Source organism: Actinacidiphila acidipaludis (assembly GCF_019890725.1).
Lineage (GTDB): Bacteria > Actinomycetota > Actinomycetes > Streptomycetales > Streptomycetaceae > Actinacidiphila > Actinacidiphila acidipaludis.
In genome coordinates this window covers 158023-180076 of the sequence record NZ_JAINZZ010000007.1, presented here as the reverse complement: position 1 = coordinate 180076, position 22054 = coordinate 158023, and the positions used below count along the sequence as shown (strand labels likewise).

Annotated in this window: 20 protein-coding genes and 3 tRNA genes; 10 read left to right on the top strand and 13 right to left on the bottom strand. The window is 73.8% G+C overall.

The features are described from left to right. The 4 genes from K7862_RS09085 (at position 1) to fabF (ending at position 3655) form a co-directional block, all read left to right on the top strand. Positions 1-921: an ACP S-malonyltransferase gene (locus K7862_RS09085; RefSeq protein WP_222961933.1), complete on the top strand. Its 921-nt coding sequence runs from the start codon at positions 1-3 to the stop codon at positions 919-921. Positions 922-945: 24 nt separating this feature from the next. Continuing rightward, a complete protein-coding gene (locus K7862_RS09080) occupies positions 946-1980 on the top strand; it encodes a ketoacyl-ACP synthase III (protein ID WP_222961932.1) in 1035 nt (344 codons plus the stop codon). A 65-nt stretch (positions 1981-2045) separates the two neighbouring features. Next, the gene (locus tag K7862_RS09075) at positions 2046-2291 is read left to right on the top strand and encodes an acyl carrier protein (RefSeq protein ID WP_069464013.1); all 246 of its coding nucleotides are present in this window, start codon (positions 2046-2048) and stop codon (positions 2289-2291) included. Positions 2292-2386: 95 nt separating this feature from the next. After that, positions 2387-3655, top strand: a complete 1269-nt coding sequence (fabF, locus tag K7862_RS09070; protein WP_222961931.1) for a beta-ketoacyl-ACP synthase II — start codon at positions 2387-2389, stop codon at positions 3653-3655. Between the two features lie 113 nt (positions 3656-3768). On the opposite strand, the gene K7862_RS09065 is transcribed toward fabF, so the two are convergent. Further along, positions 3769-4710, bottom strand: a complete 942-nt coding sequence (locus tag K7862_RS09065) for a beta-ketoacyl-ACP synthase III (RefSeq protein WP_222961930.1) — start codon at positions 4708-4710, stop codon at positions 3769-3771. Between the two features lie 89 nt (positions 4711-4799). Here K7862_RS09065 and K7862_RS09060 point away from each other — a divergent pair, with 89 nt between their 5' ends. Next, positions 4800-5405, top strand: a complete 606-nt coding sequence (locus K7862_RS09060) for a TetR/AcrR family transcriptional regulator (RefSeq protein WP_222961929.1) — start codon at positions 4800-4802, stop codon at positions 5403-5405. A 55-nt stretch (positions 5406-5460) separates the two neighbouring features. Here K7862_RS09060 and K7862_RS09055 read toward each other — a convergent pair whose 3' ends face one another. Then, positions 5461-6417, bottom strand: a complete 957-nt coding sequence (locus K7862_RS09055) for an NAD(P)-dependent oxidoreductase (RefSeq protein ID WP_222961928.1) — start codon at positions 6415-6417, stop codon at positions 5461-5463. A gap of 117 nt (positions 6418-6534) precedes the next feature. After that, on the bottom strand, positions 6535-7029 hold the full coding sequence (locus K7862_RS09050; RefSeq protein WP_222961927.1) for a DUF3145 domain-containing protein: 495 nt from the start codon (positions 7027-7029) through the stop codon (positions 6535-6537). A gap of 268 nt (positions 7030-7297) precedes the next feature. On the opposite strand from K7862_RS09050, the gene K7862_RS09045 reads away from it, so the two are divergent. Next, a complete protein-coding gene (locus K7862_RS09045; protein WP_222961926.1) occupies positions 7298-8230 on the top strand; it encodes a GDSL-type esterase/lipase family protein in 933 nt (310 codons plus the stop codon). 114 nt (positions 8231-8344) lie between these two features. Here the strand turns inward: K7862_RS09045 and K7862_RS09040 are convergent, their stop codons facing one another. Then, on the bottom strand, positions 8345-10909 hold the full coding sequence (locus K7862_RS09040; RefSeq protein WP_222961925.1) for a beta-glucosidase family protein: 2565 nt from the start codon (positions 10907-10909) through the stop codon (positions 8345-8347). Positions 10910-11008: 99 nt separating this feature from the next. Here K7862_RS09040 and K7862_RS09035 point away from each other — a divergent pair, with 99 nt between their 5' ends. Next, positions 11009-11671: a TetR/AcrR family transcriptional regulator gene (locus K7862_RS09035; protein WP_222961924.1), complete on the top strand. Its 663-nt coding sequence runs from the start codon at positions 11009-11011 to the stop codon at positions 11669-11671. A 49-nt stretch (positions 11672-11720) separates the two neighbouring features. Here the strand turns inward: K7862_RS09035 and K7862_RS09030 are convergent, their stop codons facing one another. Both K7862_RS09030 and K7862_RS09025 read right to left on the bottom strand, forming a co-directional pair. Continuing rightward, positions 11721-12149 carry an organic hydroperoxide resistance protein gene (locus K7862_RS09030; RefSeq protein ID WP_222961923.1) on the bottom strand — a complete coding sequence of 143 codons (429 nt, stop codon included), beginning with the start codon at positions 12147-12149 and terminating at the stop codon, positions 11721-11723. A gap of 83 nt (positions 12150-12232) precedes the next feature. Beyond that, positions 12233-13240: an NADP-dependent oxidoreductase gene (locus tag K7862_RS09025; RefSeq protein WP_222961922.1), complete on the bottom strand. Its 1008-nt coding sequence runs from the start codon at positions 13238-13240 to the stop codon at positions 12233-12235. A 176-nt stretch (positions 13241-13416) separates the two neighbouring features. Between K7862_RS09025 and K7862_RS09020 the strand changes: the two genes are divergently transcribed. Then, on the top strand, positions 13417-13905 hold the full coding sequence (locus K7862_RS09020) for a MarR family winged helix-turn-helix transcriptional regulator (RefSeq protein ID WP_222961921.1): 489 nt from the start codon (positions 13417-13419) through the stop codon (positions 13903-13905). 89 nt (positions 13906-13994) lie between these two features. Here K7862_RS09020 and K7862_RS09015 read toward each other — a convergent pair whose 3' ends face one another. The 4 genes from K7862_RS09015 to K7862_RS09000 all read right to left on the bottom strand — a co-directional run bounded on the left by K7862_RS09015 (position 13995) and on the right by K7862_RS09000 (position 19752). After that, positions 13995-14648, bottom strand: a complete 654-nt coding sequence (locus tag K7862_RS09015; protein ID WP_222961920.1) for an SCO2400 family protein — start codon at positions 14646-14648, stop codon at positions 13995-13997. A 160-nt stretch (positions 14649-14808) separates the two neighbouring features. Next, a complete protein-coding gene (gene efeB, locus K7862_RS09010; protein ID WP_222961919.1) occupies positions 14809-16116 on the bottom strand; it encodes an iron uptake transporter deferrochelatase/peroxidase subunit in 1308 nt (435 codons plus the stop codon). A gap of 101 nt (positions 16117-16217) precedes the next feature. Continuing rightward, on the bottom strand, positions 16218-18422 hold the full coding sequence (efeU, locus tag K7862_RS09005) for an iron uptake transporter permease EfeU (RefSeq protein WP_222961918.1): 2205 nt from the start codon (positions 18420-18422) through the stop codon (positions 16218-16220). A gap of 139 nt (positions 18423-18561) precedes the next feature. After that, positions 18562-19752, bottom strand: a complete 1191-nt coding sequence (locus K7862_RS09000; RefSeq protein WP_222961917.1) for a PucR family transcriptional regulator — start codon at positions 19750-19752, stop codon at positions 18562-18564. Positions 19753-20082: 330 nt separating this feature from the next. Between K7862_RS09000 and K7862_RS08995 the strand changes: the two genes are divergently transcribed. Beyond that, positions 20083-21033, top strand: coding sequence for an esterase/lipase family protein (locus tag K7862_RS08995; RefSeq protein ID WP_222961916.1), 951 nt, complete (start codon positions 20083-20085; stop codon positions 21031-21033). Positions 21034-21146: 113 nt separating this feature from the next. Here K7862_RS08995 and K7862_RS08990 read toward each other — a convergent pair. The 3 genes from K7862_RS08990 to K7862_RS08980 all read right to left on the bottom strand — a co-directional run bounded on the left by K7862_RS08990 (position 21147) and on the right by K7862_RS08980 (position 21539). Further along, positions 21147-21220: transfer RNA gene (locus K7862_RS08990), tRNA-Ile, on the bottom strand. Between the two features lie 168 nt (positions 21221-21388). Further along, positions 21389-21461 (bottom strand) — tRNA-Asn (locus tag K7862_RS08985). Between the two features lie 5 nt (positions 21462-21466). Then, positions 21467-21539: transfer RNA gene (locus K7862_RS08980), tRNA-Asn, on the bottom strand. A 177-nt stretch (positions 21540-21716) separates the two neighbouring features. On the opposite strand from K7862_RS08980, the gene K7862_RS08975 reads away from it, so the two are divergent. Further along, positions 21717-22013 (top strand): YtxH domain-containing protein, encoded by a 297-nt coding sequence (locus K7862_RS08975; protein ID WP_222961915.1) that lies wholly within the window; start codon positions 21717-21719, stop codon positions 22011-22013. The last annotated feature ends 41 nt before the right edge of the window (positions 22014-22054 follow it).

The window sequence follows — 22054 nt, the reverse complement described above, 5'->3', positions numbered from 1 at the left end:
GTGCTCGTACTCGTAGCTCCCGGCCAGGGCGCCCAGACGCCCGGCTTCCTCGCCCCCTGGCTCGAACTGCCCGGCGCCGCTGAGCGGTTGGCCGCCTGGTCCGAAACGGCCGGCCTCGACCTGGCCCGCCTCGGCACCCAGGCGGACGCGGACGAGATCCGCGACACCAAGGTCGCCCAGCCGCTGCTGGTCGCCGCCGGACTGCTGTCCGCGGCCGCCCTGGACGTCACGCCCGACGCGGTCGCCGGCCACAGCGTCGGCGAGATCACCGCGGCCGTGCTGGCCGGCGTGCTGCCCGACTCCGACGCGATGACCTTCGTGGCCGCCCGCGGCCGCGCCATGGCGGAGGCCGCCGCCGTCACCGAGACCGGCATGTCCGCCGTGCTCGGCGGCGACCCGGAGGCGGTCGTGGCTCACCTGACCGCCCTGGGCCTGACCCCGGCGAACATCAACGGCGCCGGCCAGATCGTGGCCGCCGGCACGGCCGCCCAGCTCGCCGCGCTGGCGGAGAACCGTCCCGAGGGCGCCCGCGTGATGCCGCTGAAGGTGGCCGGCGCGTTCCACACCACGCACATGGCGCCCGCGGTGGCCACACTGGAAGCACTGGCCCCCTCCCTGGCCGTGTCCGACCCGAAGCTCCCCTACGTGTCCAACACCGACGGGCAGCAGGTGGCCGACGGCGCCGAGGTCGTGCGCCGGCTGGTCGCCCAGGTGTCCAACCCGGTCCGCTGGGACCTGTGCATGGAGACGTTCAAGGAGCGCGGGGTCACCGGCATCATCGAGGTGTCGCCGGGCGGAACACTGGTCGGCCTGGCCAAGCGGGCTCTGCCCGGGGTCCGCACGCTCGCGCTGAAGAAGCCCGACGACCTGGACGCGGCTCGCACGCTGATCGCCGAACTCGGCGGCTCGGCGGGGGCCTGAAGCCGAAGAGGAGTCCTCGCAGAGATGACAGCGAAGATCAACCCCAGCAAGGGCGCGCCCTACGCGCGGATCATGGGCGTGGGCGGCTACCGCCCGAGCCGCGTGGTGCCCAACGAGGTGATCCTGGAGCACATCGAGTCCAGCGACGAGTGGATCAGGTCCCGGTCCGGCATCGCCAGCCGGCACTGGGCCGGGCCCGAGGAGACCGTGGCGGAGATGTCGCTGGCGGCCGGTGGCAAGGCCATCGCCGACGCCGGGATCTCCGCGTCCGACATCGACGCGGTGATCGTCGCGACCGTCTCGCACTTCGCGCAGACCCCCGCCATCGCCACCGACATCGCCCACCGGATCGGCGCGGGCAAGCCGCCGGCTTTCGACATCTCAGCGGGCTGCGCGGGCTTCACCTACGGCCTGACGCTCGCCAAGAGCATGATCACCGACGGCAGCGCGAACCACGTGCTGGTGATCGGCGTGGAGCGGCTGAGCGACCTCACCGACAAGGAGGACCGCGCCACGGCCTTCCTGTTCGGCGACGGCGCCGGCGCGGTCATCGTCGGCCCCTCGCAGGTCCCGGCCATAGGCCCGACGGTGTGGGGCTCCGAGGGTGACAAGGCGGAAACGATCAAGCAGACGGTCCCCTGGGACCGGTTCCGGAGCGGCGACGTCACCGGGCTTCCGCTCGACTCGCAGGGCAACGTCAAGTTCCCTGCGATCACCCAGGAGGGCCAGGCCGTCTTCCGCTGGGCCGTTTTCGAGATGGCCAAGGTGGCCCAGCAGGCGCTCGACGCCGCCGGGATCACCGCCGACCAGCTCGACGCGTTCATCCCGCACCAGGCGAACATGCGGATCATCGACTCGATGATCAAGGCACTGAAGCTCCCCGAGCACGTCGCGGTCGCCCGCGACATCGAGACCACCGGCAACACCTCCGCCGCCTCCATTCCGCTGGCGATGGAGCGGCTGCTCGCCACCGGCGCGGCCAAGAGCGGCGACACCGCCCTGGTCATCGGGTTCGGGGCGGGTCTCGTCTACGCGGCGACTGTCGTTACTCTCCCCTAGGCATATCCACCGCGGCGCCGCAGTCCCGCCCGCCGCACCATCGGTACACATCAAGGAGCGCCGTCATGGCCACCAAGGAAGAGATCGTCGCCGGTCTCGCCGACATCGTGAACGAGATCGCCGGTATCCCGACCGAGGACGTCCAGCTGGACAAGTCCTTCACCGACGACCTGGACGTCGACTCGCTGTCCATGGTCGAGGTGGTCGTGGCCGCCGAGGAGCAGTTCGGCGTCAAGATCCCGGACGACGACGTGAAGAACCTCAAGACGGTCGGCGACGCGGTCGACTACATCCTCAAGGCCCAGGGCTGAGCAGGCCGCAGCCGTGACCTCCGGTCCCGCACCGGGACCGACCTCCGGACGACGCGCCTGTCGCCCGCCCTTCTAGACGTGGAGAGACAATTCCTGTGAGCCCGACCAATCGCACTGTGGTCGTCACCGGTATCGGAGCAACCACACCGCTGGGTGGCGACAGCGCGTCGACCTGGGAGGCACTGCTCGCCGGACGTTCCGGCGTGCGGACGCTCGAGCAGGAGTGGGCAGCCGAGCTGCCGGTACGCATCGCCGCGCAGATCGCGGTCGAGCCCGGCGAAGTGCTGCCCCGCCCGCTCGCCCGCAAGCTGGACCGCAGCGCGCAGTTCGCGCTGATCGCCGCCCGTGAGGCGTGGGCCGACGCCGGCTTCACCGCCAAGGCCGGCGAGGACCCGGCGGTCGACCCCGACCGTCTGGGCGCGGTCGTCGCCTCCGGCATCGGTGGCGTGACGACGCTGCTCGACCAGTACGACGTTCTGAAGAACCAGGGCGTGCGCAAGGTGTCCCCGCACACCGTGCCCATGCTCATGCCCAACAGCCCCGCGGCGAACGTCGGCATCGACGTCAACGCCCGGGCCGGCGTCCACACCCCGGTCAGCGCCTGTGCGTCCGGCGCCGAGGCCATCGGCTACGCGGTCGAGATGATCCGCACCGGCCGGGCCGACGTGGTGGTTGCGGGCGGCACCGAGGCGGCGATCCACCCGCTGCCGATCGTGGCCTTCGGCAACATGATGGCCATGTCGAAGAACAACGACGACCCGCAGGGCGCCTCCCGCCCCTACGACGCGGACCGCAACGGCTTCGTGCTGGGCGAGGGCGCCGGCGTGGTCGTCCTGGAGTCCGCGGAGCACGCGGCGGCGCGCGGCGCGCGGGTGTACGTGGAGGTCGTCGGCCAGGGCATCTCGGCGGACGCGCACCACATCACCCAGCCCGAGCCCACGGGCCGCGGCATCGCGGCCGCGCTGCAGAACCTGCTGGACGGGACCGACCTCAAGCCGGCCGAGATCGTGCACGTCAACGCGCACGCGACGTCCACCCCGCAGGGTGACGTGGCGGAGATCAAGGCGCTGCGGAACATCTTCGGCGACGACGTGGACCACATGGCGGTGTCCGCCACCAAGTCCATGACCGGCCACCTGCTGGGCGGCGCGGGCGGCATCGAGACGGTGGCGACGGTGCTGGCGCTGTACAACCGGCTCGCCCCGCCGACGATCAACCTGGACCACCAGGACCCCGAGGTCGTCGCGGACATCGTCCACGGCGAGCCGCGGCCGCTGCCGGCCGGCACGATCGCCGCGCTGAACAACTCGTTCGGCTTCGGCGGCCACAACGTGGTGCTGGCGCTGCGCACCACCTCGGTCTGACGGCGCCCGGCGCCGGTCCGACTCCGCCGCCTCCGGCCGCCCGCACCGGGCGCGCCGGAGAACGGCCCCCGAAGGGGCGCGGGACACCTCCCGCGCCCCTTCGGCGTGTCCGCTCACGGGCAGGTGACGACCTGGGCGGCCCAGGACATGCCGCCGCCGAAGCCGAGCAGCAGGACCGGCTCCCCGGAGGGCAGCTCGCCGCGTTCGACGAGCTTGGAGAAGGCGAGCGGCACGCTGGCCGCCGAGGTGTTGCCGGACTCCACGACGTCGCGGGCCACGACCGCCCGCTCGGCGCCCAGCCGCGCCACCACGGCCTCGATGATCCGCAGGTTGGCCTGGTGGGTGACGATCCCGCCGAGCTCGGCGGGCGCGATCCCGGCCCTGCGGCACGCCTCCTCGGCCAGCGGCGCCAGCATCGTGGTCGCCCAGCGGAAGACCGTCTGCCCCTCCTGGGCGAACCTCGGCTGCCACGCCCCCGCGAGCCGCACCGCGTCGGCCCGCGCCGGGTCCGAGCCCCACGCCACCGGTCCGATGCCGGGGCGTCCGGACGGCGAGACCACTGCGGCGCCCGCGCCGTCCCCGAGCAGCACACAGGTGGTGCGGTCGGTCCAGTCCGTGACGTCGGACATCTTCTCCGCGCCGACGACCAGGGCGTGCCCGGCGGCCCCGGCCCGCACCGAGTGGTCGGCGACGGCCAGCGCGGTGGTGAAGCCGGCGCAGGCGTTGTTGAGGTCGAAGGCGGCGGGCGCGGGTATGCCCAGCCGGGCGGCGGTCTGCGCGGCGATGCTCGGGCAGCGGTCCATCGCGCTGGACGTCGCCACGATCAGCAGGCCGATCTCCGCGGGCCGCAGTCCCGCGGCGGCCAGCGCCTTGCCGCCGGCCGCGGCCGCCATGTCGGTCACCGTCTCGTCGTCCGCGGCGATCCTGCGGGTGGCGATGCCGGTGCGCTGCCGGATCCACGCGTCGCTGGTGTCGACCAGCGCGGCCAGGTCGTCGTTGGTGAGGACGCGCTCGGGCTGGTAGTGGCCGAGGGCGGCGATACGGGTGTCGGGCACGGCGGTCTCCTTGGTCGAGAGGGTCGTGCCGCGACTATAGCGACCGAACGGTCGGACTCTAAAGAGCCGTGGCCGCTACCATGGGCGCCATGAGCCCCAGGAAGTCCGCCGCGGAGGCGCGCCGCACCCGCGAGCGGATCATCGAGCGCAGCGTGGCGATGGCCTCCGTGGAGGGCCTGGAGGGGCTCACCATCGGCCGTCTGGCCGGGGAGCTGGGCATGAGCAAGTCCGGCCTGCTCGGCCACTTCGGCACCAAGGAGGAGCTGCAGCTCGCCGCCCTGCGCCGGGCGTCCGCGGTGTTCTCACGGGCCGTCTGGGAGCCCGCCCGCGACCTGCCGGCCGGGCTCACCCGGCTCCGCGCGGTGTGCGAGGCGTGGACGACCTACCTGGACCGCGAGCGGGACACCTTCCCGGGCGGCTGCCTGTTCACCACGTCGGCGGTGGAGTTCGACGCGCGCGAGCCGGGGCCGGTGCGCGACGCCGTGGCGCGGCTGCACCGGACCTGGCGGCACCGGCTGCTCGCCGACATCAGGACGGCGGTGGCGGCGGGCGAGCTGCCCGCCGCCACCGACCCGGAGCAGCTGGTGTTCGAGCTGAACGGGGCGTTCCTGAGCCTCAACCACGCCGTGCAGCTCTTCGGGGACCCCACGGCCCCCGACCGCACCCGCCGCGCGGTCGCCCGGCTGCTGGGCTGAGCACGGGCCGCAGCGGCCGCGAGGACGGCCCGGGGCGGCCCGGGGGCCCCGCGGTTCAGTCCTGCCGCGGCCCGTCGGCGGGCGTGCCGTCCGGCTCGGATGGGGCCGTGCCGGCGCCCTTGTCGAAACTGGCGAAGTACGAGGCCGCCATGTCCTCGCCGCCGTGGCCCTGCTCGGAGGCCCGGCGGAACCGCTCCGCGCCGGCCTGCGCGATGTCCATCCGGGCGCCGTTGCGCTCCCCCGCGGCCACGATCAGCCGCAGGTCCTTCCACGCGCCCTCGACGGTGAAGTTGGGCGCGTAGTCGCCGGATCGGATGGCGGCGGCCTTGGCCCGCAGGTACGGCATGTCGAGCGCCCCGCCGTCGATCGCCTCGAAGAAGCGGTCCGGGTCGACGCCCAGGGCCTCGGCGAGGGCCATGGTCTCCGCGGCCGCGCCGGTGACCGCCAGCACCCAGCTGTTGAGCACCAGCTTGAGGCTGCTCGCGGCGCCCTCGGTGCCGTCCTGGCCCAGCCAGATGGTCCGGCTGCCGATGGCCTGGAAGACGCGCTCGGCGACCGGACGGGCGGCATCGGGGCCGGCCGCGAGCACGGTGAGCTGCCCGGAGTCGGCGACCTGCCGGGTGCCGAGCACCGGCGCGTCGAGGAAGAGCAGACCGTGCTCGCGGGCCAGCGCGGCGAGTTCGCCCTGGGCGGTCGGGCCGACGGTGCTGCTCTGCACCCAGACGGCGCCCTCCTTGAGGCCGTCGGCCGCCCGGTGCATCACGTCGAGCACGGCGGAGCCGTCGAGCAGCATGGTGATCACCGCGTCGGCGCCGCGGACGGCGGCCTCGGGGTCGGCGAGGACCCGCACCCCGTCGTCGGCCAGCGGCCGGGCGCGGTCGACGGTGCGGTTCCAGGCGCGGACCTCGTGCCCGGCGGCGGCGAGGTTGCGGGCCATGCCGGCACCCATGATGCCGGTGCCGAGGACCGCGACGGACAGGGGACCGGAGGATCCGGAGAAGTCACTGGACATACCAGCAGGCTATGCCCGGGCGGCCGCGGAGCGCGCCGGGGGCACAACCCGCCGGTGCGGACAATGGACTGAACGGGTGTCAGCGGCGTGTCTGACGCGGCGTCACCCTGGTGCCGCTCAGACCACCTGATGGAGCCAACGGACGGGCGCGCCCTCACCGGCGTAGCGGAACGGCTCCAGCTCGTCGTCCCAGGGCTTGCCCAGCAGACGGCAGAGTTCGGCCTCCAGGTCGGTCTCACCGCGGCCGGCCCGCAGCATGGCGGCGCGCAGCCGGTCCTCGGGGATCAGGATGTCGCCGTGCATGCCGATGACGGCGTGGAAGATGCCCAGCTCGGGGGTGGCGCTGTAGCGCTCGCCCTCGGCGGTGGAGCAGGGTTCCGCGGTCACCTCGAAGCGCAGCATGTGCCAGCCGCGCAGCGCGGAGGCGAGCTTCGAGGCGGTACCGGGCTCGCCCTGCCAGGAGAACTCGGCACGCCAGGTCCCTGGAGCGGCCGGCTGCCGGATCCAGTCGAGGCTCACGCGCACGCCGAGGACGCCCGCGACGGCCCACTCGACGTGCGGGCACAGCGCGCGCGGTGCGGCGTGCACGTACAGAACACCACGTGTCGTCACCGGTACCTCCAGTGTGGGACGAGGTTCGCCTTCCCCAGCGGCCTCACACCCGAACCGGATGAAACCGGGACACCATGAGACGTTCTACAACATTGTGCACTATTCATCACAATCAGGACAAGAAGCCCTTCTGACACCCGATAAGCTCCGATCTCCCGTCAGTTCCTGCGGGTGTCAGGGAAAAAGCTACCGTGCGGCGTCCTGGAGAGCGTCACGTACGGTCGGGCTGATACCAGATGTCACCCACTCGTCGGAGGGGAGCAACCGGATGCGTACGCTGCCGCGCGGCGGCCTGGCCTTGGCCGTCGCCGCGCTTCTGCTGGGTGGATGCAGCACCGGCCGGCCGGCGGCCGGCCACGGCGCCACCGCGAGGGTGACACCCACCGCACAGATCTCGCATTCCACGGGCACGGAGCGTGAGGACGCGCCGGGCAGCGGGCCGAAGGCCGCGCCGGACCCGCAGCGGCCGTGGAACACCCGACCGGCCTCGGTGGCGTCGCTCGGCGACTCCATCACCCGCGGGTTCGACGCCTGCGACCCGTTCTCGGACTGCCCCGAGGTGTCCTGGGCCACCGGCACCAGGGCCGCGGTGAACAGCCTGAGCTCCCGCCTGGCCGCCGGGCCGAGCAGCTGGAACCTCGCCCGGTCCGGCGCGCGGGTCGCCGACCTGCCCGCGCAGGCACGCGCGGCGGCCGCCCACCGCCCGGCGATGGTCACCGTGCTGATCGGCGCCAACGACGCCTGCACGGCGAGCACCGGGCAGATGACCGCGGTGGCGGACTTCCGCACCGCCTTCAACGGGACCCTGGCCTATCTGCACCGGGTGCTGCCGGCCACCCAGGTCCTGGTGGCGAGCATCCCCGACCTGGAGCGCCTGTGGTCGGTCGGCCACACCAACGCGATCGGCCGGGAGGTGTGGCGGCTCGGTCTGTGCCCGAGCATGCTCGAGGACCCCACCGCGCAGACCGCGGCCGCCAAGGCCCGGCGGACCGAGGTGCGCAACCGGGTCATCGCCTACAACACCGCGCTCGCCCAGGTGTGCCAGCACTACGACCGCTGCCGGTTCGACGGGGGCGCGGTCTTCCGCTACCCGTTCGGCACCGGCGAGCTCAGCAAGTGGGACTGGTTCCACCCCAACCAGAACGGGCAGGCCCAGCTCGCGAGGATCCTCGCCGGCGTCGCCGCCGCCGCGAGCCTGTGAGGCCCCGTCCCCGGCCAGGAACGGCGACCGGGCCGGGGACGGGGCCGGGGCCGGGGCCGGAACGAGCGCGGGGTCCGGGACGGGGACGGAGCAGGGGGCCGGCACCGGGGCGGCTCAGCCCTCGACGGTCAGGGACGCGCTGAGCCGGACGTCGGCCAGCGAGTGGGCCGCGTCCACCGCGTAGCCGCCCGGCAGCAGGCGCCAGCCGGACCGCTCCGGGTCCCAGCACTGGGCCGCCCGGACCGGGAGCGCCATCCGGGCCTCCACCGTCTCGCCGGGCGCCGCCTCGACCACCGCGAACCCGGCGAGCCGGCGGCGCGGCCGCTCCAGCGGGCCCGGCTCCGCGGGCCGCAGGTAGAGCTGCACGACCTCCCGGCCGTGCCGCGCGCCGGTGTTCCGCAGCTCCACCCGGACGGCGGCGAGCGTGTCGTCGCGGCCCGGCGCCGGCTCCACGACGAGCGACTCGTAGGCCCAGTCGGTGTAGCCGAGGCCGTGCCCGAAGGGGTACGCCGGTTCCGCCGTTCCCCGGTCCCAGGCCCGGTAGCCGATGAACAGGCCCTCGTCGTAGACCAGCCGGCCGTCCTCGGGCGTGACGCGGGAGACCGGCGCGTCCGCGAGGCGGGCGGGCCAGGTGGTGGGCAGCCGTCCGCCGGGCTCGCGGACCCCGAACAGCACGTCCGCGAGGGCCGCGCCGCCCTCCTGCCCGGGGAACCAGGCGAGCAGCACGGCGGCCACCTCCTCGCGCCACGGCATCTCCACCGGCGCCCCGGCGTTGACCACCACCACCGTGCGGGGGTTGACCGCCGCGACCCGGGCGACCAGGTCGTCCTGCCGTCCGGGCAGTCGCAGGCTCGTGCGGTCGAAGCCCTCGGACTCGACGCGTTCGGTGGTGGCGACCACCACCACCGCCGTGTGCGCGGCCCGGGCGGCCGCCACCGCCTCGTCGAGCAACTCCTCCGGGTCCCGCTCCGGTTCACCGTGCAGCAGGGCGAACCCGACGGCCGCCACGGGCAGTCCCAGGTCCCCGGGCAGGGTGTGCACCAGGCTGACCTCGACCGCCCTGCCCTCGGTCAGGTCCACGGTCCCGCGTTCGGTCGGGACGCCGAAGAACGCCTCGAAGGGGTCGCTGTTCTCGTCGGCCTGGAGGCCGTCGAAGAGCACGGTGCCGCCGACGGTGAGGCGGAAACCGCCGAGGCCCCGGGTGCCGAAGCGGTGCGCGCCGCCGGTCGACGGGACGAACGCGCCGCACACCTCCACGGTGTGGACGTCCTCGTGGGCGACGCCCTCGGGCAGGTCGCCGAGCCACAGCACCTGCCCGCTCGCGAGCGGCTCCCCGCCCAGCTCCCGGCCCGCCGCGTCGCGGGCGACCGCCCGCAGGGTGAACCCGGTCCCGGCGGCGGCCAGTTCCTCGTTCGGATCGGCGCCTGCCGCCCAGGTCAGCGGGATCTCCGGCGGCAGGGCGGCACGCAGTCCGTCGAGCGGCGTGACGACGTGGTCGGGGAAGACCTGCGCCGAGCCGCCGCCCAGGATCCGCGCGTGGCGGGCCGCGGTCCCGATCAGCGCGACACCGCGCGGCTCCCCCGCCGCCGTCCCCGCGCCCGGCTCGCCCGCGACCGGCGCGGCCGGGTCCAGCGGCAGGACCGGCGCCTGCCCGCGCACCTCGTTGCGCAGCAGCACGCAGGCGGTGGCGGCGATCTCCCGGGCCAGCGCCTCGCCGTCGACGCCCGGCGGGCGGTCGGCGACCGCCACCGCGGCCGGGGTGCCGGCCAGCAGCCCGGCCCGCGCGGCGAGCCGCAGCACCCTCCGCACCGCCGCGTCGACCAGCGTCTCCTCGACCTCGCCCGCCCGTACCGCGGCGGCCAGCGCGGGGCCGTAGACGGTCACCGGACCCGGCATGGCCAGGTCCAGGCCGCCGCGGAGCGCGGCCGCGGTGCCGCGGGCCGCGAACCAGTCGGAGACCACCACGCCGTCGAAGCCCCACTCGCCGCGCAGTACGCCGTTCACCAGCGCGGCGTGCTCGGTCATCGTCGCGCCGTTGACGGCGTTGTAGGCGGCCATCACGCCCCACGGCCGGGCGTCGGCGACGATCGCCTCGAACGGCGCCAGGTACAGCTCGCGCAGTGCCCGTTCGGGGATGCGGTTGTCGACGGTGAAGCGGTCGGTCTCCGCGTCGTTGCCGACGAAGTGCTTGACGGTGACGCCGACGCCGCCGTCCTGGACGCCGAGCACGTACCCGGTGCCGATCGCGCCCGTCAGGTACGGGTCCTCGCTGTACGCCTCGAAGTGCCGTCCGCCCAGCGGGCTGCGGTGCAGGTTGACGGTGGGGGCCAGCAGGACGTGGACGCCCTTGCGGTGCGCCTCCTGCGCGAGCAGCCGGCCGGCCCGGCGGGCCAGGACCGGGTCCCAGGTGGCGGCGAGCGCGGTCGGACTGGGCAGGGCGACGGAGGGGTCGACGTCGGTCCAGTGGCGGCCGCGGACGCCGACCGGGCCGTCGGACATCACCAGCGAGCCGAGCGCGATCTCGCCGAGCGCGGGCAGCGTCCACATGTCCTGGCCGGCCAGCAGCCGGGTCTTCGCGTCGAGGTCGAGGGCCGCCAGCGCCGCCTCGACGGCCCGTTCCCGTTCCTCTTCCGGGCGCCGCGCGGTGCCCGGCGGTGTCTGCGCCGTCTCGGGTGTCATGGCCGTCATCCTGGCCCGCGCGCGGGCGGGTTGCCTGTCGCCCGGTAGGGATGGTTACCATTCCGTGATCTTGTAGGGTCGGCGCAGGGGAAGGGGCTGATGGCGGTGAGCCGAGGCAGAGCAGAACGCGGGGCACGGCGCGCGGAGATCATCCAGGCCGCGACCGAGGTGATCGCCGAACGCGGCTACCGGGGCGCGACGATGGCCGCGGTCGCGGAGCGCGTCGGGCTCACCCAGCAGGGCCTGATGCACTACTTCCCCACCAAGGAGGCACTCCTGGTGGCCGTGCTGGAGGCCCGCGACCAGTGGGACATGGCCTCGGCGGCGCTGCACGGCCGCGCGTGGCCGCTGGAGGTGGTGGCGAACCTCGTCGAGTACAACGCCACCCGGCCCGGCATCGTGCAGGCGTTCACCGTGCTGGCCGGCGACAGCGTCACCGAGGGCCACCCGGCGCAGGACTGGTTCAGGGCCCGGTACGCGGGCGTGCGCGACGGCGGGGCGGAGGCGCTGCGGGCCGCGTACGGCGACCGGCTGCCCGGCGGCCTGTCGCCGGAGCGGGCGGCCACGCTGCTGGCCGCGGTGGTCGACGGACTGCAGGTGCAGTGGCTCCTCGACCCGGCGGCGGTCGACATGCCGGCCGCCTTCCGCGACTTCCTGGCCCTGCTGGCACCCCCGCCGCTTAAGCCCGCGGAGGCGGGCGGGGACACCGAAACAGGCGCGGAAGCGCCACCGGAGGCCGGGACGCGGGCCGAACACGCGTAAGGACCGCGCCCCTTGGGAGTGCGGCCCTTACGCGCGACGGGACCGCGCCTCAGACGACGGTCAGCTCGACCGCGATGTTGCCCCGCGTGGCGTTGGAGTAGGGGCAGACCTGGTGGGCCTTCTCCACCAGGTCCTGGGCCGTGGCGGCGTCCACCGCGGGTATGGACACGGCGAGTTCGACGGTGAGGCCGAAGCCGCCCTCGGCGGTCTTGCCCAGGCCGACGCGCGCGGTCACCCGGGAGCCGGTGATGTCGGCGCCGGACCGCCGCGCGACCACGCCGAGCGCGCTCTGGAAGCAGGCGCTGTAGCCGGCCGCGAAGAGCTGCTCCGGGTTGGTGCCCGCGCCGCTCCCGCCCAGCTCCTTGGGCGGGTTGACGACGACGTCCAGCTTGCCGTCGTCGCTGGCGACCCGGCCGTCGCGGCCGTTCTCCGCCGTGGCGACAGCGGTGTACAGGACGTCTACGGACTGGATGGTCATGAGCAGGTCCTCCTGAGGGACGTGAACGTCGCGCGTGCGACATCTTGTTGAAACGCGGGGCCGGCGCCGGCCCCGCACGGCCGTCACTCCGGGAGGGCGACGACCATCTTCCCGGTGTTCTCACCGCGCAGCAGTCCCAGGAACGCGTCCAGCGTGTGCTCGATTCCCGTGACCACGGTCTCGCGGTAGCGCAGCCTGCCCTCCCGCAGCCAGCCGCCCACCTCGCGGACGAACTCCGGCTGCAGGTCCTGGTGGTCGGTGACCAGGAAGCCGGCGAGGGTGAGCCGCTTGCCGATGAGCAGGCCGAGGTTGCGCGGCCCGGGCGGCGGCTCGGTGGCGTTGTACTGCGCGATGGCCCCGCACAGCGCGGCCCGCCCGTGCACCCGCAGCGCGCCGATGGCCGCCTCCAGGTGCTCGCCCCCGACGTTGTCGAAGTACACGTCGATGCCGTCCGGCGCCGCCGCGCGCAACTGCTCGGCGACCGGGGCCTTCTTGTAGTTGAAGGCGGCGTCGAAGCCGTACTCGTCGACCAGCAGGGCGGCCTTCTCGTCGGAGCCGGCGCTGCCGACGACGCGCGCGGCGCCCTTCAGCCGGGCGATCTGCCCCACCTGGCTGCCGACCGCCCCGGCGGCGCCGGAGACGAACACCGTCTCGCCCTCGGCGAAGCGCGCCACCCGCAGCAGTCCCGCGTAGGCGGTCAGGCCGGTCATGCCGAGCACGCCGAGGTAGGCCGGCAGCGGGGCGGCCTCCGGGTCCACCACGACCGCGTGGGCGGCGTCCAGCAGCGCGTACTCGCGCCAGGCGAGCCCGTGCAGGACGTGGTCGCCGACCGCGATCCCGTCTGCGGCGGAGGCCACCACCCGGCCCACCGCGCCGCCGAGCATCGGCTTGCCCAGCTCGTACGGCGGCGCGTAGGACTTCACATCGTTCATGCGGCCGCGCATATAAGGATCCACCGACAGGAAGCTGTTGCGGACCAGGATCTGACCCGGGCCCGGCTCGGGCACCTCGGTCTCGACCAGGGCGAAGTCTGCGGGCTCCGGCCAGCCCTGGGGACGGGCGACCAGGTGCCATTCGCGGCTCGTGGGCATGGGACGGGACTCCTTCCGCCACGGCGTCCCGCCTCCGCCCGGGCCGCCCCGCCGCCCGGCATGGGACGGGGTACGACGACCCCGGCGAGGCAGTTCACCACGACAAAGATTGAGGTTCTTAATTAACTTTGGACCTTGATGTTTCAGCTTGTCAAGCACATGGATATCCTGGACCCATGACACGCCGCATGGACCCCCTGACAGCCGAGGTCGTCGACCTGATCGGCACGATCGTGGCGCGCTACTACCAGGAGTACGACGCGGCCGCCGCCGAGCACCGTCTGACGGGCGCGCAGGCCCGCGTGCTGGCGCTGCTGTCCACCGGGCCGATGCCCATGCGGCAGATCGCCCAGCGGCTGAAGTGCGAGCCGTCCAACGTCACGGGCATCGTCGACCGCCTGGAGGCGCAGGGGCTCGCCGAGCGGCGCGCGGACCCCGCCGACCGACGGGTCAAGCTGGCCGCCGCCACGGACCGGGGACGGGACACCGCGGAACGCCTGCGCTCCTCGCTGGACTTCGCCCGCGAGCCGCTCGGCGCGCTCTCCGTCGCCGAGCGCACGACCCTGCGGGACCTGCTCCAGCGGATGCTGGGCGAGGAGGCGGCGGGAGCGCTCACCGCGGACCCGAACACGGGCTCTCAGCGGGACGCGCGCCCGGCCGGCTGACATCCCGGCGGAGCCCTGGGCGTTCAACCGGCGGGCCCTGCCCGCTCACCGGCCGGATACAGCCGTCAGAAGCTGCGGCACGCCCGGTCCTACTGGCACCACCACAGCACCCGCTTGCAGGGTGTCCTGGTCGGCGTCGGCTTGCCGCCGGGATGCGTCTTGGTCGGGCTCGGCGTCGGACTGCCGGTGGCCGGGGTGGTGGGCGGCGGAGCACTCTCGGACCCGGTCGGCGGAGCGGTGGTGTGCGGCGCGCTCGTGGTGGGCGTGGCGCTCTTGGACCCGGTCGGCGACGCGGAGGACGACGTCGGCGCCGTCGTGCGGTGCCCCGGCGACGTGCCGGGTGACGAGGGGAACAGACCCGCGTCGTCGGGCGAGGCGTTCCCGCTGGCGGCGCCGGGCAGCATCGGGCTGATGCCGGTGCCGGGGCTTCCGGCGCCCCCCGAACCGCCGGAGAGCGCGGCCATCGAGAACATGGCCAGAGCGCCGACCACCGCGACCGCGCCCACTCCGTAGACGGCCGCGCGCCGGCCTCCGAGCCGGGTGCCGCGGGTGGCGCCGCGCCGCCGTTCGGCCCGCCGGGCGGCGCGGCCGCCGAACGGCTCGGTCTCGTCGTCGTCACGGACGGGTGGCAGGGTCGCGGTGTCGGCGACCGGGGGCAGCGTGAGCCGGTCGGCGGGGGTGCCGCATCCCGGGCAGGAGTACGCGCCGTTGAGGTGGCGACGGCACGCGTAGCAGTAATCCATGGCGGAAGGGACCCTATGGGACCGCTGTGGCGGAACGGAACCCCCGCACCCCGCTTCCCACGGCTTTGCCCGCAAACGCCCGGAGTCCGGGTTCTTGCAGGTAGAGACCGTTTCGGAGGTTCCGTCACCCGCCGTTCCTGCAGGCGGTCCCGGGCAGGCCCTAGGCGGAGAGCAGGCTCCGTCCGAGCCAGTCGCGCGCGTCGCGCACGCCCGGCAGGACGAAGAAGTAGCCGCCGCCGACCGGGGAGATGTAGTCGACGAGCGGTTCGTCGATCAGCCGGGTCTGGGTCGCCTCGAACTGCCGCACCACGTCCTGCTGGTAGCAGCAGAACACCAGGCCCATGTCGAGGTTGCCGACGTCGTCGATGCCGCGGTCGAAGTTGAAGCCGCGGCGCAGGATGCGGGAGTCCTCGGTCTTCGCGGTCCGCGGGTTCGCCATCCGGATGTGGGCGTCCAGCGGGATCGCGTTGCCCTGCGGGTCCTTGGCGTAGTTCGGGGCGTCGGTCTCCTTGGCGCCGTCCAGCGGGGCGCCGGTGTCCTTGCGGCGGCCGAACATCTTCTCCTGCTCGGTCAGCGAGACGCGGTCCCAGAACTCCACGAGCATGCGGATGACCCGGATCACCTGGTAGCTGCCGCCGGTGGCCCAGGAGGGCTCCCCGAGGCTGTCGGTGACCCACACCAGCCGGTCCATCTCCCGCGAGGAGGACACGTCGGGGTTGACGATGCCGTCCTTGAAGCCGAGCAGGTTGCGCTGCGCGCCGGCCGGGCGCGGCGCGTTCTGGAAGCCGTCGACGCGCCACTTGATCTGCATCCCGCCGCGCGTGTGCCGGGCGATGTCGCGCAGCGCGTGCAGCACGGTGTCGGTGCTGCCCCCGCAGATCTGCAGGGACAGGTCGCCGTGGCACTGCGCGTCCTGGAGGTTGTCGTTGGGGAAGACCCGCATCGGCGCCAGCCGGCGCGGCTTGGCGGCGGCCAGCCCGTACCGGTCGTCGAAGAGCGACGCGCCGACGCCGACGGTGACGGTGAGCGCGTCGGCGGGCACCGTCGGGCCGAGGATGCCGTTGTCCGACGGCGGGGCGCCGACGCCGAGGTCGACGGGGGTGCCGCCGGCCGTCAGGAAGCGGGCCCGCTCGGTGATGGTCCTCAGCAGGTCGGCGAGTTCGGCCTTGGTGTCGGCGACGACGTTCAGCGACACGAAGGTGGCCGCGGAAGGCGCCGGGGTGGTGATGCCCGCCTGGTGCGCGCCGTGGAAGGGCACGGCGGGGGCCCGGCCCGGCTCGGCGGAGTCCGAGGCGTGCGCGGTGCTGCCGCCGGCCGCCGAGGTCAGGGCGAAGCCGCCGCCGGCGAGTGCGGCGGCTCCCGCGCCGGCGCCGAGCGCGGTCTTCACGAAGGACCGGCGTCCTGCGCCCATCGGGCAGGTGCCCTGGAGTCCCTCGTGGCCCTCGGGACGGGGGGAGTCGGCGGACATCGGCGGGTTCCCTTCGGAGTGCGGGGTGCGGTGCGGGCGGTCGGGGCGGTGCGGGCGGTCCGGGCGCTGCGGACCGGCGGCATCGGGGACGTGGGCGCCCATCAGGCGGACTTCCGGATCTCGAGCAGGTCCGGGACCGGGGCCAGGTCCTCCAGGAGCTGACCGGTCGCGCCGTCGATCTTCTGGCGCGCCGCGGCGTCGAGCCGGCCGACCGGCGTCCAGGCGGCGCCGTGGTGCGCGGCGTCCAGCAGGCCCTGCAGACGCGCGATGTCGGCGTCGATGACGGCGAGCTGCTGGGGGGCGCGGCGGACGATCAGCGGCCGCAGCACGCCCAGCAGTTCCCGGGTGCCGGCCAGGTTGGCGTCGGCGGTCGCCAGGTTGGTGCCGCTGCCCTGGTCGGTGTCGCCGGTCAGCTCGAACTGCAGCGTGTTCTCCAGGATCTCGTGGGTGCGCAGCGGCAGGTCCGAGGGGTCGAAGTCCTGGGTGGGGAACGCCGTGCGCAACCCCGTCACGTCGGACGCCAGGCGGTCCGCGTAGGGCAGCAGCGACGACGCGGACCGCTGGTGCCACAGCCCGTACTCGATCCGGTGGAAGCCGGTGAAGGCCGGGTCGTCCACGCCGCCGGGCAGTCCGTCCTTGCGGCCGTTGATCTTCGCGTCGAAGTCGGCGAAGGTGCCGTAGGCCGCGCCGAGCGAGGAGTAGGTCAGGTGCGCGGTCAGCCAGTCGGCGCGGGCCGCGTTCAGGTCGCCGGCCCTCAGGTCCGCCTGCAGCTTCGCGGTCTGCGGCTGCAGCTTGGCGAGCCCGGCGTCGACGTAGGCCTTGTACGCGGTCAGCGGCGCCTGGAGTTCGGACTCGGCGAGGGGCAGCACGGCCTTGGCCGAGCCGCCGCCGCTGACCCGCACCGACGCCGAGGTGACGGCCTTGCCGCCGGTGGGCACGCAGCGCCAGGCGTACTCGCCGCTGCCGACGGTGGCGACCAGGTCCCGGGTGGTGCCGGGGGCCAGTCCCTCGATCTCGCCGTACACGGCGTTGCTCGCCGGGTCGATGAGGTAGACCTCGGACGCCTTGTTGCCGGTGTTGTGCATCTGGAAGGTCTGGCGGCCGGGCTGCGGGGCCTTGAAGCCCTTGCCGCAGTCCGTCTCGGAGACGGCGACCGTCTGCCCGGCGGCGGGCTTGGCGTCGCTGAAGGCGACGACCAGCCCGGCGATGACGGCGGGCACCGCCACGACCGCGGCGGGCACCAGCCAGACGGGCCGGAGCCGGGAGGGCCCGCGCCGCTCGCCCGACGGATCCGACGGACCGTCCGTGCCGGACGGGGCCGCGGGGGCGGGCGCCGTCGCGGCGGGCCCGGCCGGGGCGGGGTCCTTCGTGGCGGGCGCGGATTCCGTCCGGGCGGGCGCGGACTGCGCCGCCGCGGACGCAGCTTGGACGGCTGCGGGCTCCGCAGTCTTGGCGGGGGCGGGCGCGGGAGCTGCCGCCCGCGGTGCGGCGGCCGGCTTGCGGACGCCGTGCACGAACAGCGTCATGACGGTCACGAGGTAGACGACGTACGCGGCCACCTGCAGCCAGGTCATGGCGGGGGGGAGGTTGAAGACGCCCTGCAGCAGCGCCGCGTACCAGGAGCCGGCGTCGATGTGCGCGCTCAGGTCGAAGGCGTACGCGGTGTTGCCCGGCAGCACGCCGCCCTCCTGGAGGTCCCGCAGGCCGTAGCCGAGGACTCCGGAGGCGATGACGATCAGGACGATGCCGGTGACGGTGAAGAACCGGGTGAGGTTGATCTTCAGCACCCGTTTGTACAGGCCCCAGCACAGGCCCGACGCGAGGACCAGCCCGATCGCGGCGCCGGCCAGCGGGCCCGCGGACTCGCCCGCGGCCCGCCCGGTGGTCCACAGGAAGAGCGCGGTCTCCAGGCCCTCGCGGCCGACGGCGAGGAAGGAGGTGAGCACCAGCATCCCGCCGCCCATCGCGAGCGCGGCGGTGACCTTCTGCTTGATCTCGCCGGAGAGGTGCCGGGCCGAGCGGCGCATCCAGAAGACCATCGCGGTGACGAACGCGACGGCGACGACGCTCAGGGTGCCGCCAAAGGCCTCCTGGGCCGTCGCGGAGAGGTTGGCCGCGGTGAAGGTGAGGACGGCGCCGAAGCTCATCGACAGGGCTGTCGCGGCCAGGACACCCGTCCAGACCTGCGGCAGCCGCGACTTGGCCTCGGCACGGACCAGCGTGGCGACGAGGATCGAGACGATCAGTCCCGCCTCAAGGCCTTCCCTGAGCCCGATCAGGAAGCTCGGAAACGCGTCGTCCCACATGGGTTCTCTTCCTCCCCGGGCCCGCCCCGGTGGTCGGCTGTGCGCGGTTGCACTGCGGGCGACAACTTAGCTTAGGCGTACCTAATCTTCATCCCCCCGGCGGGGTCATTCCGGGCAGGACGGGCGGGTGGGACGGATCTCACACTCCGAGACGCGGCGGCGCTCCGAAGGCACTGGCCATCAGACGGCTGCGCAGCGCCACCTCCAGTTCGAACCGCGCGTCCGGATCGGCCAGCGCGGGCCCGAACAGCCGTTGCACCTGGTGCAGGCGCTGCCGGGCGGTCTGCGGGTGGATGCCGAGCCGGGCGGCGACGTCGGGTGCGCTGCCGCGGTTGGTCTGCAGCCACGCCAGCAGGGTCGCGGCCAGCCGCTCGCCCCGCTTGGGCGTGAGGCCGGCGAGCGGGCTGAGCCGGCGGCCGGCGATGAGCTCCACCAGCGCGGGGTCGCCGAGCAGCAGCAGTTCGGGCAGGCAGCGTTCGCAGTCCACCGGGGCGCGGGCCTCGTGCGGGCCGGGCAGGCAGGCGCGGATCGCCCGCGCCCAGCGCAGCGAGTGCGCGGCCGCGTCCGGTGGCACGGTGGGGCCGATCACCGCTCCCCTGCCCTGCATGACGCGCTGCACCTGGCCGTCCCTCAGATAGAGGGCGGGCTCGGGCACGAGCAGGCACGGCTCCGCCCCGTCGAGGTCGGCCAGCACCAGGTCGGGCATCCGCAGGGTGAGGGCGCGGGGGGCGTCGCCCGGGGCGGCCGGACCCAGGGCCACACAGGCGACGGTCGCGGGCAGCGGCCAGTCGGCCGGTCCGGCGGCGTCGCGGACGGCCCCAGGCGCGGCTCCGGAGACCATCAGTTCCAGCAGCCGGTGGCGCCGGCGGCCGAAGGTGCCGGCCTCGTCGGCGCGGGCGGAGGCGTATCCGGCGACGGCCGCGGCGGCCAGTTCGTCGATGTGCGCGAAGATCGCCTCGGCCAGCAGCACCATGCGGTCGGCGCCCAGACCGGTGCCGCGGGCGACCCGGGCGTAGCGCCGCCAGGCCACGCGGGCGCCGACGCGGTAGGCGGCCTGGAGCGCGTCGAGGCTGCGGCCCTCGGCGAACTCACCGCGACCCAGCGCCCGGTGGACCCGCAGCCGCTCCTCGCCCGCGGCGCTCTCGCCGGTCCCCTCCAGCAGATCGGCGAATTGCTCCAGCGCGGTCTCCACACCCTGCTGGATTCCCGCGCCGAATTGCCCGGCGAGCGGCCGGGAGAAATCCGGGACATGACGCCGTATCTCGGTGATGATCTCCGCCGCGAGTGAGGACCGTTCCTTTCTCACTTCCGCGGCGAATCGCGGCGGCATTCGCGACCAGGGACCCTCCACGCCGCGAGTATGCGGCGATGTTACTGGTGAGTCAATAGATGGGACAGGGGAGTTGACGCCGCCGCCGTGACCGGCGGGGCAGTGCCGGCGCCCGGTCCCGCCGAGGCCGGGACCGGGTGGTCCGCCGGATTCCTGTGCCGCCGGTGACAGTTCCCGGATTGCGCGGAAGGCGGTTCCTGGCATCTTCCGACGGGCTTTTCCGCGGCGCCGTGACCGCCGTTGACCGCCCTGTGCGCGGTTCCTAGCATCGCGCCACTCACTGCCTGGAATTCTCCCCCCCCATTCCCGAGCAAGGGACGGTACCGGAGTATGAAACGGACCTTTCTCAGCGTCGCCGCGGCTGCCGTGGCGGCGTTCGGCCTCGCCCTCGCCGGCGGCCGGGGCGCGTCCGCCGCGTCCTGGCCGCTGCCGGTGAACTACCACTTCGGCAGCGGCTTCGTGGCCGGCTTCCTGCAGCCGCAGACCCCGCCGCCGGGCGCCGGCGACGGGTCGTGCCGGCCGAGCGCCGCGCACCCCTATCCGGTGGTGCTGGTGCACGGCACGTTCGAGAACATGAACGACAACTGGGGCGGCGCCTCGCCGCTGCTGGCGGACAACGGCTACTGCGTCTTCGCCTTCGACTACGGCGGGCCGTCCGCCGGTTCGCCGATCCAGGGCACCGGGTCGGTCGAGGCGGGCGCGGCCCGGCTGTCGTCGTTCGTCGACCAGGTGCTGGCCGCCACCGGGAGCTCCAAGGTCGACCTGGTCGGCCACTCCCAGGGCGGCATGATGCCGCGCTACTACCTGAAGTACCTGGGCGGCGCGGCCAGGACCGACCGGCTCGTGGCGCTGTCCCCGAGCAACAACGGCACGACGCTCGACGGCCTCACCGAGTTCGCCCGCCAACTGGGCCTGCTGGAACCGGCGAACCGGTTCCTGGTCGGGCCGGCCTGCGCGGCGTGCGTGGAGCAGGAGGTCGGCTCGGACTTCCTGACCGGGCTCAACGCGGGCGGCGAGACGGTGCCCGGTGTCGGCTACACCGTCATCACGACGACCGGCGACGAGGTGGTCACCCCGTACACCAGCGCCTTCCTGCCGGCGGCGCCGAACGTCACCGACATCACGGTGCAGGACCAGTGCCCGCTGGACGCCAGTGACCACCTGGAGATCGCCTACGACCCGATCGCGCTGACGGACGTCCTGAACGCGCTGGATCCGGCGCATCCGCGGCCGGTGCCCTGTCAGGTGGTGCTGCCCGTCACCGGGCCCGTCATCGGCTGAACCGCCGCCCCCGGCCGTGCCGGGTGCCGTGCGCGAAGGGCGCTGCCTTGCTGCGGTCCATTCGGAGGACCATCGGCGAGGTGGCGCCCGACGCTTCGCACAGGAGTGCAGGGTGGGGCGGGTGGGACTCGAACCCACGACCGGCGGATTATGAGTCCGCTGCTCTAACCGGCTGAGCTACCGCCCCGTACGGTGCGCCGCGCGCATCGTCTGCCGCAGCATAGCTGCTCATACGATGTGTCGCCCGCACGGGTCACACACACATCACCAGGTGGACTCGCGGCCGCGGACGCCCGGTTCCTCAGGAGCGGGAAACCCACGAAAAAGGACCCCGGAGGGGGTCCTGATCCAAGCGCTCCCCCGACTGGACTCGAACCAGTAACCTGCCGGTTAACAGCCGGCTGCTCTGCCAATTGAGCTACGGAGGACCGAGCTCCCCCGACTGGACTCGAACCAGTAACCTGCCGGTTAACAGCCGGCTGCTCTGCCAATTGAGCTACGGAGGATCGCTCTGCGTGCGCCGAATGCACCCGCCGGGATGGTCCCGGAGGGCGCGCACTCGGTGCGACACATACATTAGCGCAAGTGGGGGGGTGCTCCGCCAACCGCTTGCGCCGGGGTTGCCGCCCGGGTGCGCAGGGTAGGCGCCGAACAGCCCCGAGGGTACGAAGAAGGGTGGAGCCATGCGGTACCGGCTGACGTTCATCACCGGAGCCCTGGTCGGGTACGTGCTCGGCACGCGCGCCGGCCGCGAGCGGTACGAGCAGCTGCGCGCCCAGGCGCAGAAGCTCGCCCAGAATCCCGCCGTGCGCAACACGGCCGAGGCGGCGGTGCTGCAGGGCCGCCAGGCGGCCTCGAAGACCGCGGGCAAGGTCACCTCGACGGTCGGGGACCACCTCCCCGACTCCCTGGCGCAGAAGGTGCGGGCGCTGCACAACGGCAACGCGCCCGAGGACGACTGGGGCACCTCCAACACCTGATCCGCGGCAGATCACCGCAGATCCCCGGCTGATCCACCGCA

Coding starts and splice junctions, on each gene's coding strand:
- K7862_RS08995 (WP_222961916.1), top strand. CDS start 20,083: ATGAAACGGACCTTTCTCAGCGTCGCCGCGGCTGCCGTGGCGGCGTTC.
- K7862_RS09030 (WP_222961923.1), bottom strand. CDS start 12,149: ATGACCATCCAGTCCGTAGACGTCCTGTACACCGCTGTCGCCACGGCG.
- K7862_RS09015 (WP_222961920.1), bottom strand. CDS start 14,648: ATGGATTACTGCTACGCGTGCCGTCGCCACCTCAACGGCGCGTACTCC.
- K7862_RS09025 (WP_222961922.1), bottom strand. CDS start 13,240: ATGCCCACGAGCCGCGAATGGCACCTGGTCGCCCGTCCCCAGGGCTGG.
- K7862_RS09055 (WP_222961928.1), bottom strand. CDS start 6,417: ATGTCCAGTGACTTCTCCGGATCCTCCGGTCCCCTGTCCGTCGCGGTC.
- K7862_RS08975 (WP_222961915.1), top strand. CDS start 21,717: ATGCGGTACCGGCTGACGTTCATCACCGGAGCCCTGGTCGGGTACGTG.
- K7862_RS09040 (WP_222961925.1), bottom strand. CDS start 10,909: ATGACACCCGAGACGGCGCAGACACCGCCGGGCACCGCGCGGCGCCCG.
- K7862_RS09020 (WP_222961921.1), top strand. CDS start 13,417: ATGACACGCCGCATGGACCCCCTGACAGCCGAGGTCGTCGACCTGATC.
- K7862_RS09080 (WP_222961932.1), top strand. CDS start 946: ATGACAGCGAAGATCAACCCCAGCAAGGGCGCGCCCTACGCGCGGATC.
- K7862_RS09000 (WP_222961917.1), bottom strand. CDS start 19,752: ATGCCGCCGCGATTCGCCGCGGAAGTGAGAAAGGAACGGTCCTCACTC.
- efeB (WP_222961919.1), bottom strand. CDS start 16,116: ATGTCCGCCGACTCCCCCCGTCCCGAGGGCCACGAGGGACTCCAGGGC.
- efeU (WP_222961918.1), bottom strand. CDS start 18,422: ATGTGGGACGACGCGTTTCCGAGCTTCCTGATCGGGCTCAGGGAAGGC.
- K7862_RS09075 (WP_069464013.1), top strand. CDS start 2,046: ATGGCCACCAAGGAAGAGATCGTCGCCGGTCTCGCCGACATCGTGAAC.
- K7862_RS09060 (WP_222961929.1), top strand. CDS start 4,800: ATGAGCCCCAGGAAGTCCGCCGCGGAGGCGCGCCGCACCCGCGAGCGG.
- K7862_RS09045 (WP_222961926.1), top strand. CDS start 7,298: ATGCGTACGCTGCCGCGCGGCGGCCTGGCCTTGGCCGTCGCCGCGCTT.
- K7862_RS09035 (WP_222961924.1), top strand. CDS start 11,009: ATGGCGGTGAGCCGAGGCAGAGCAGAACGCGGGGCACGGCGCGCGGAG.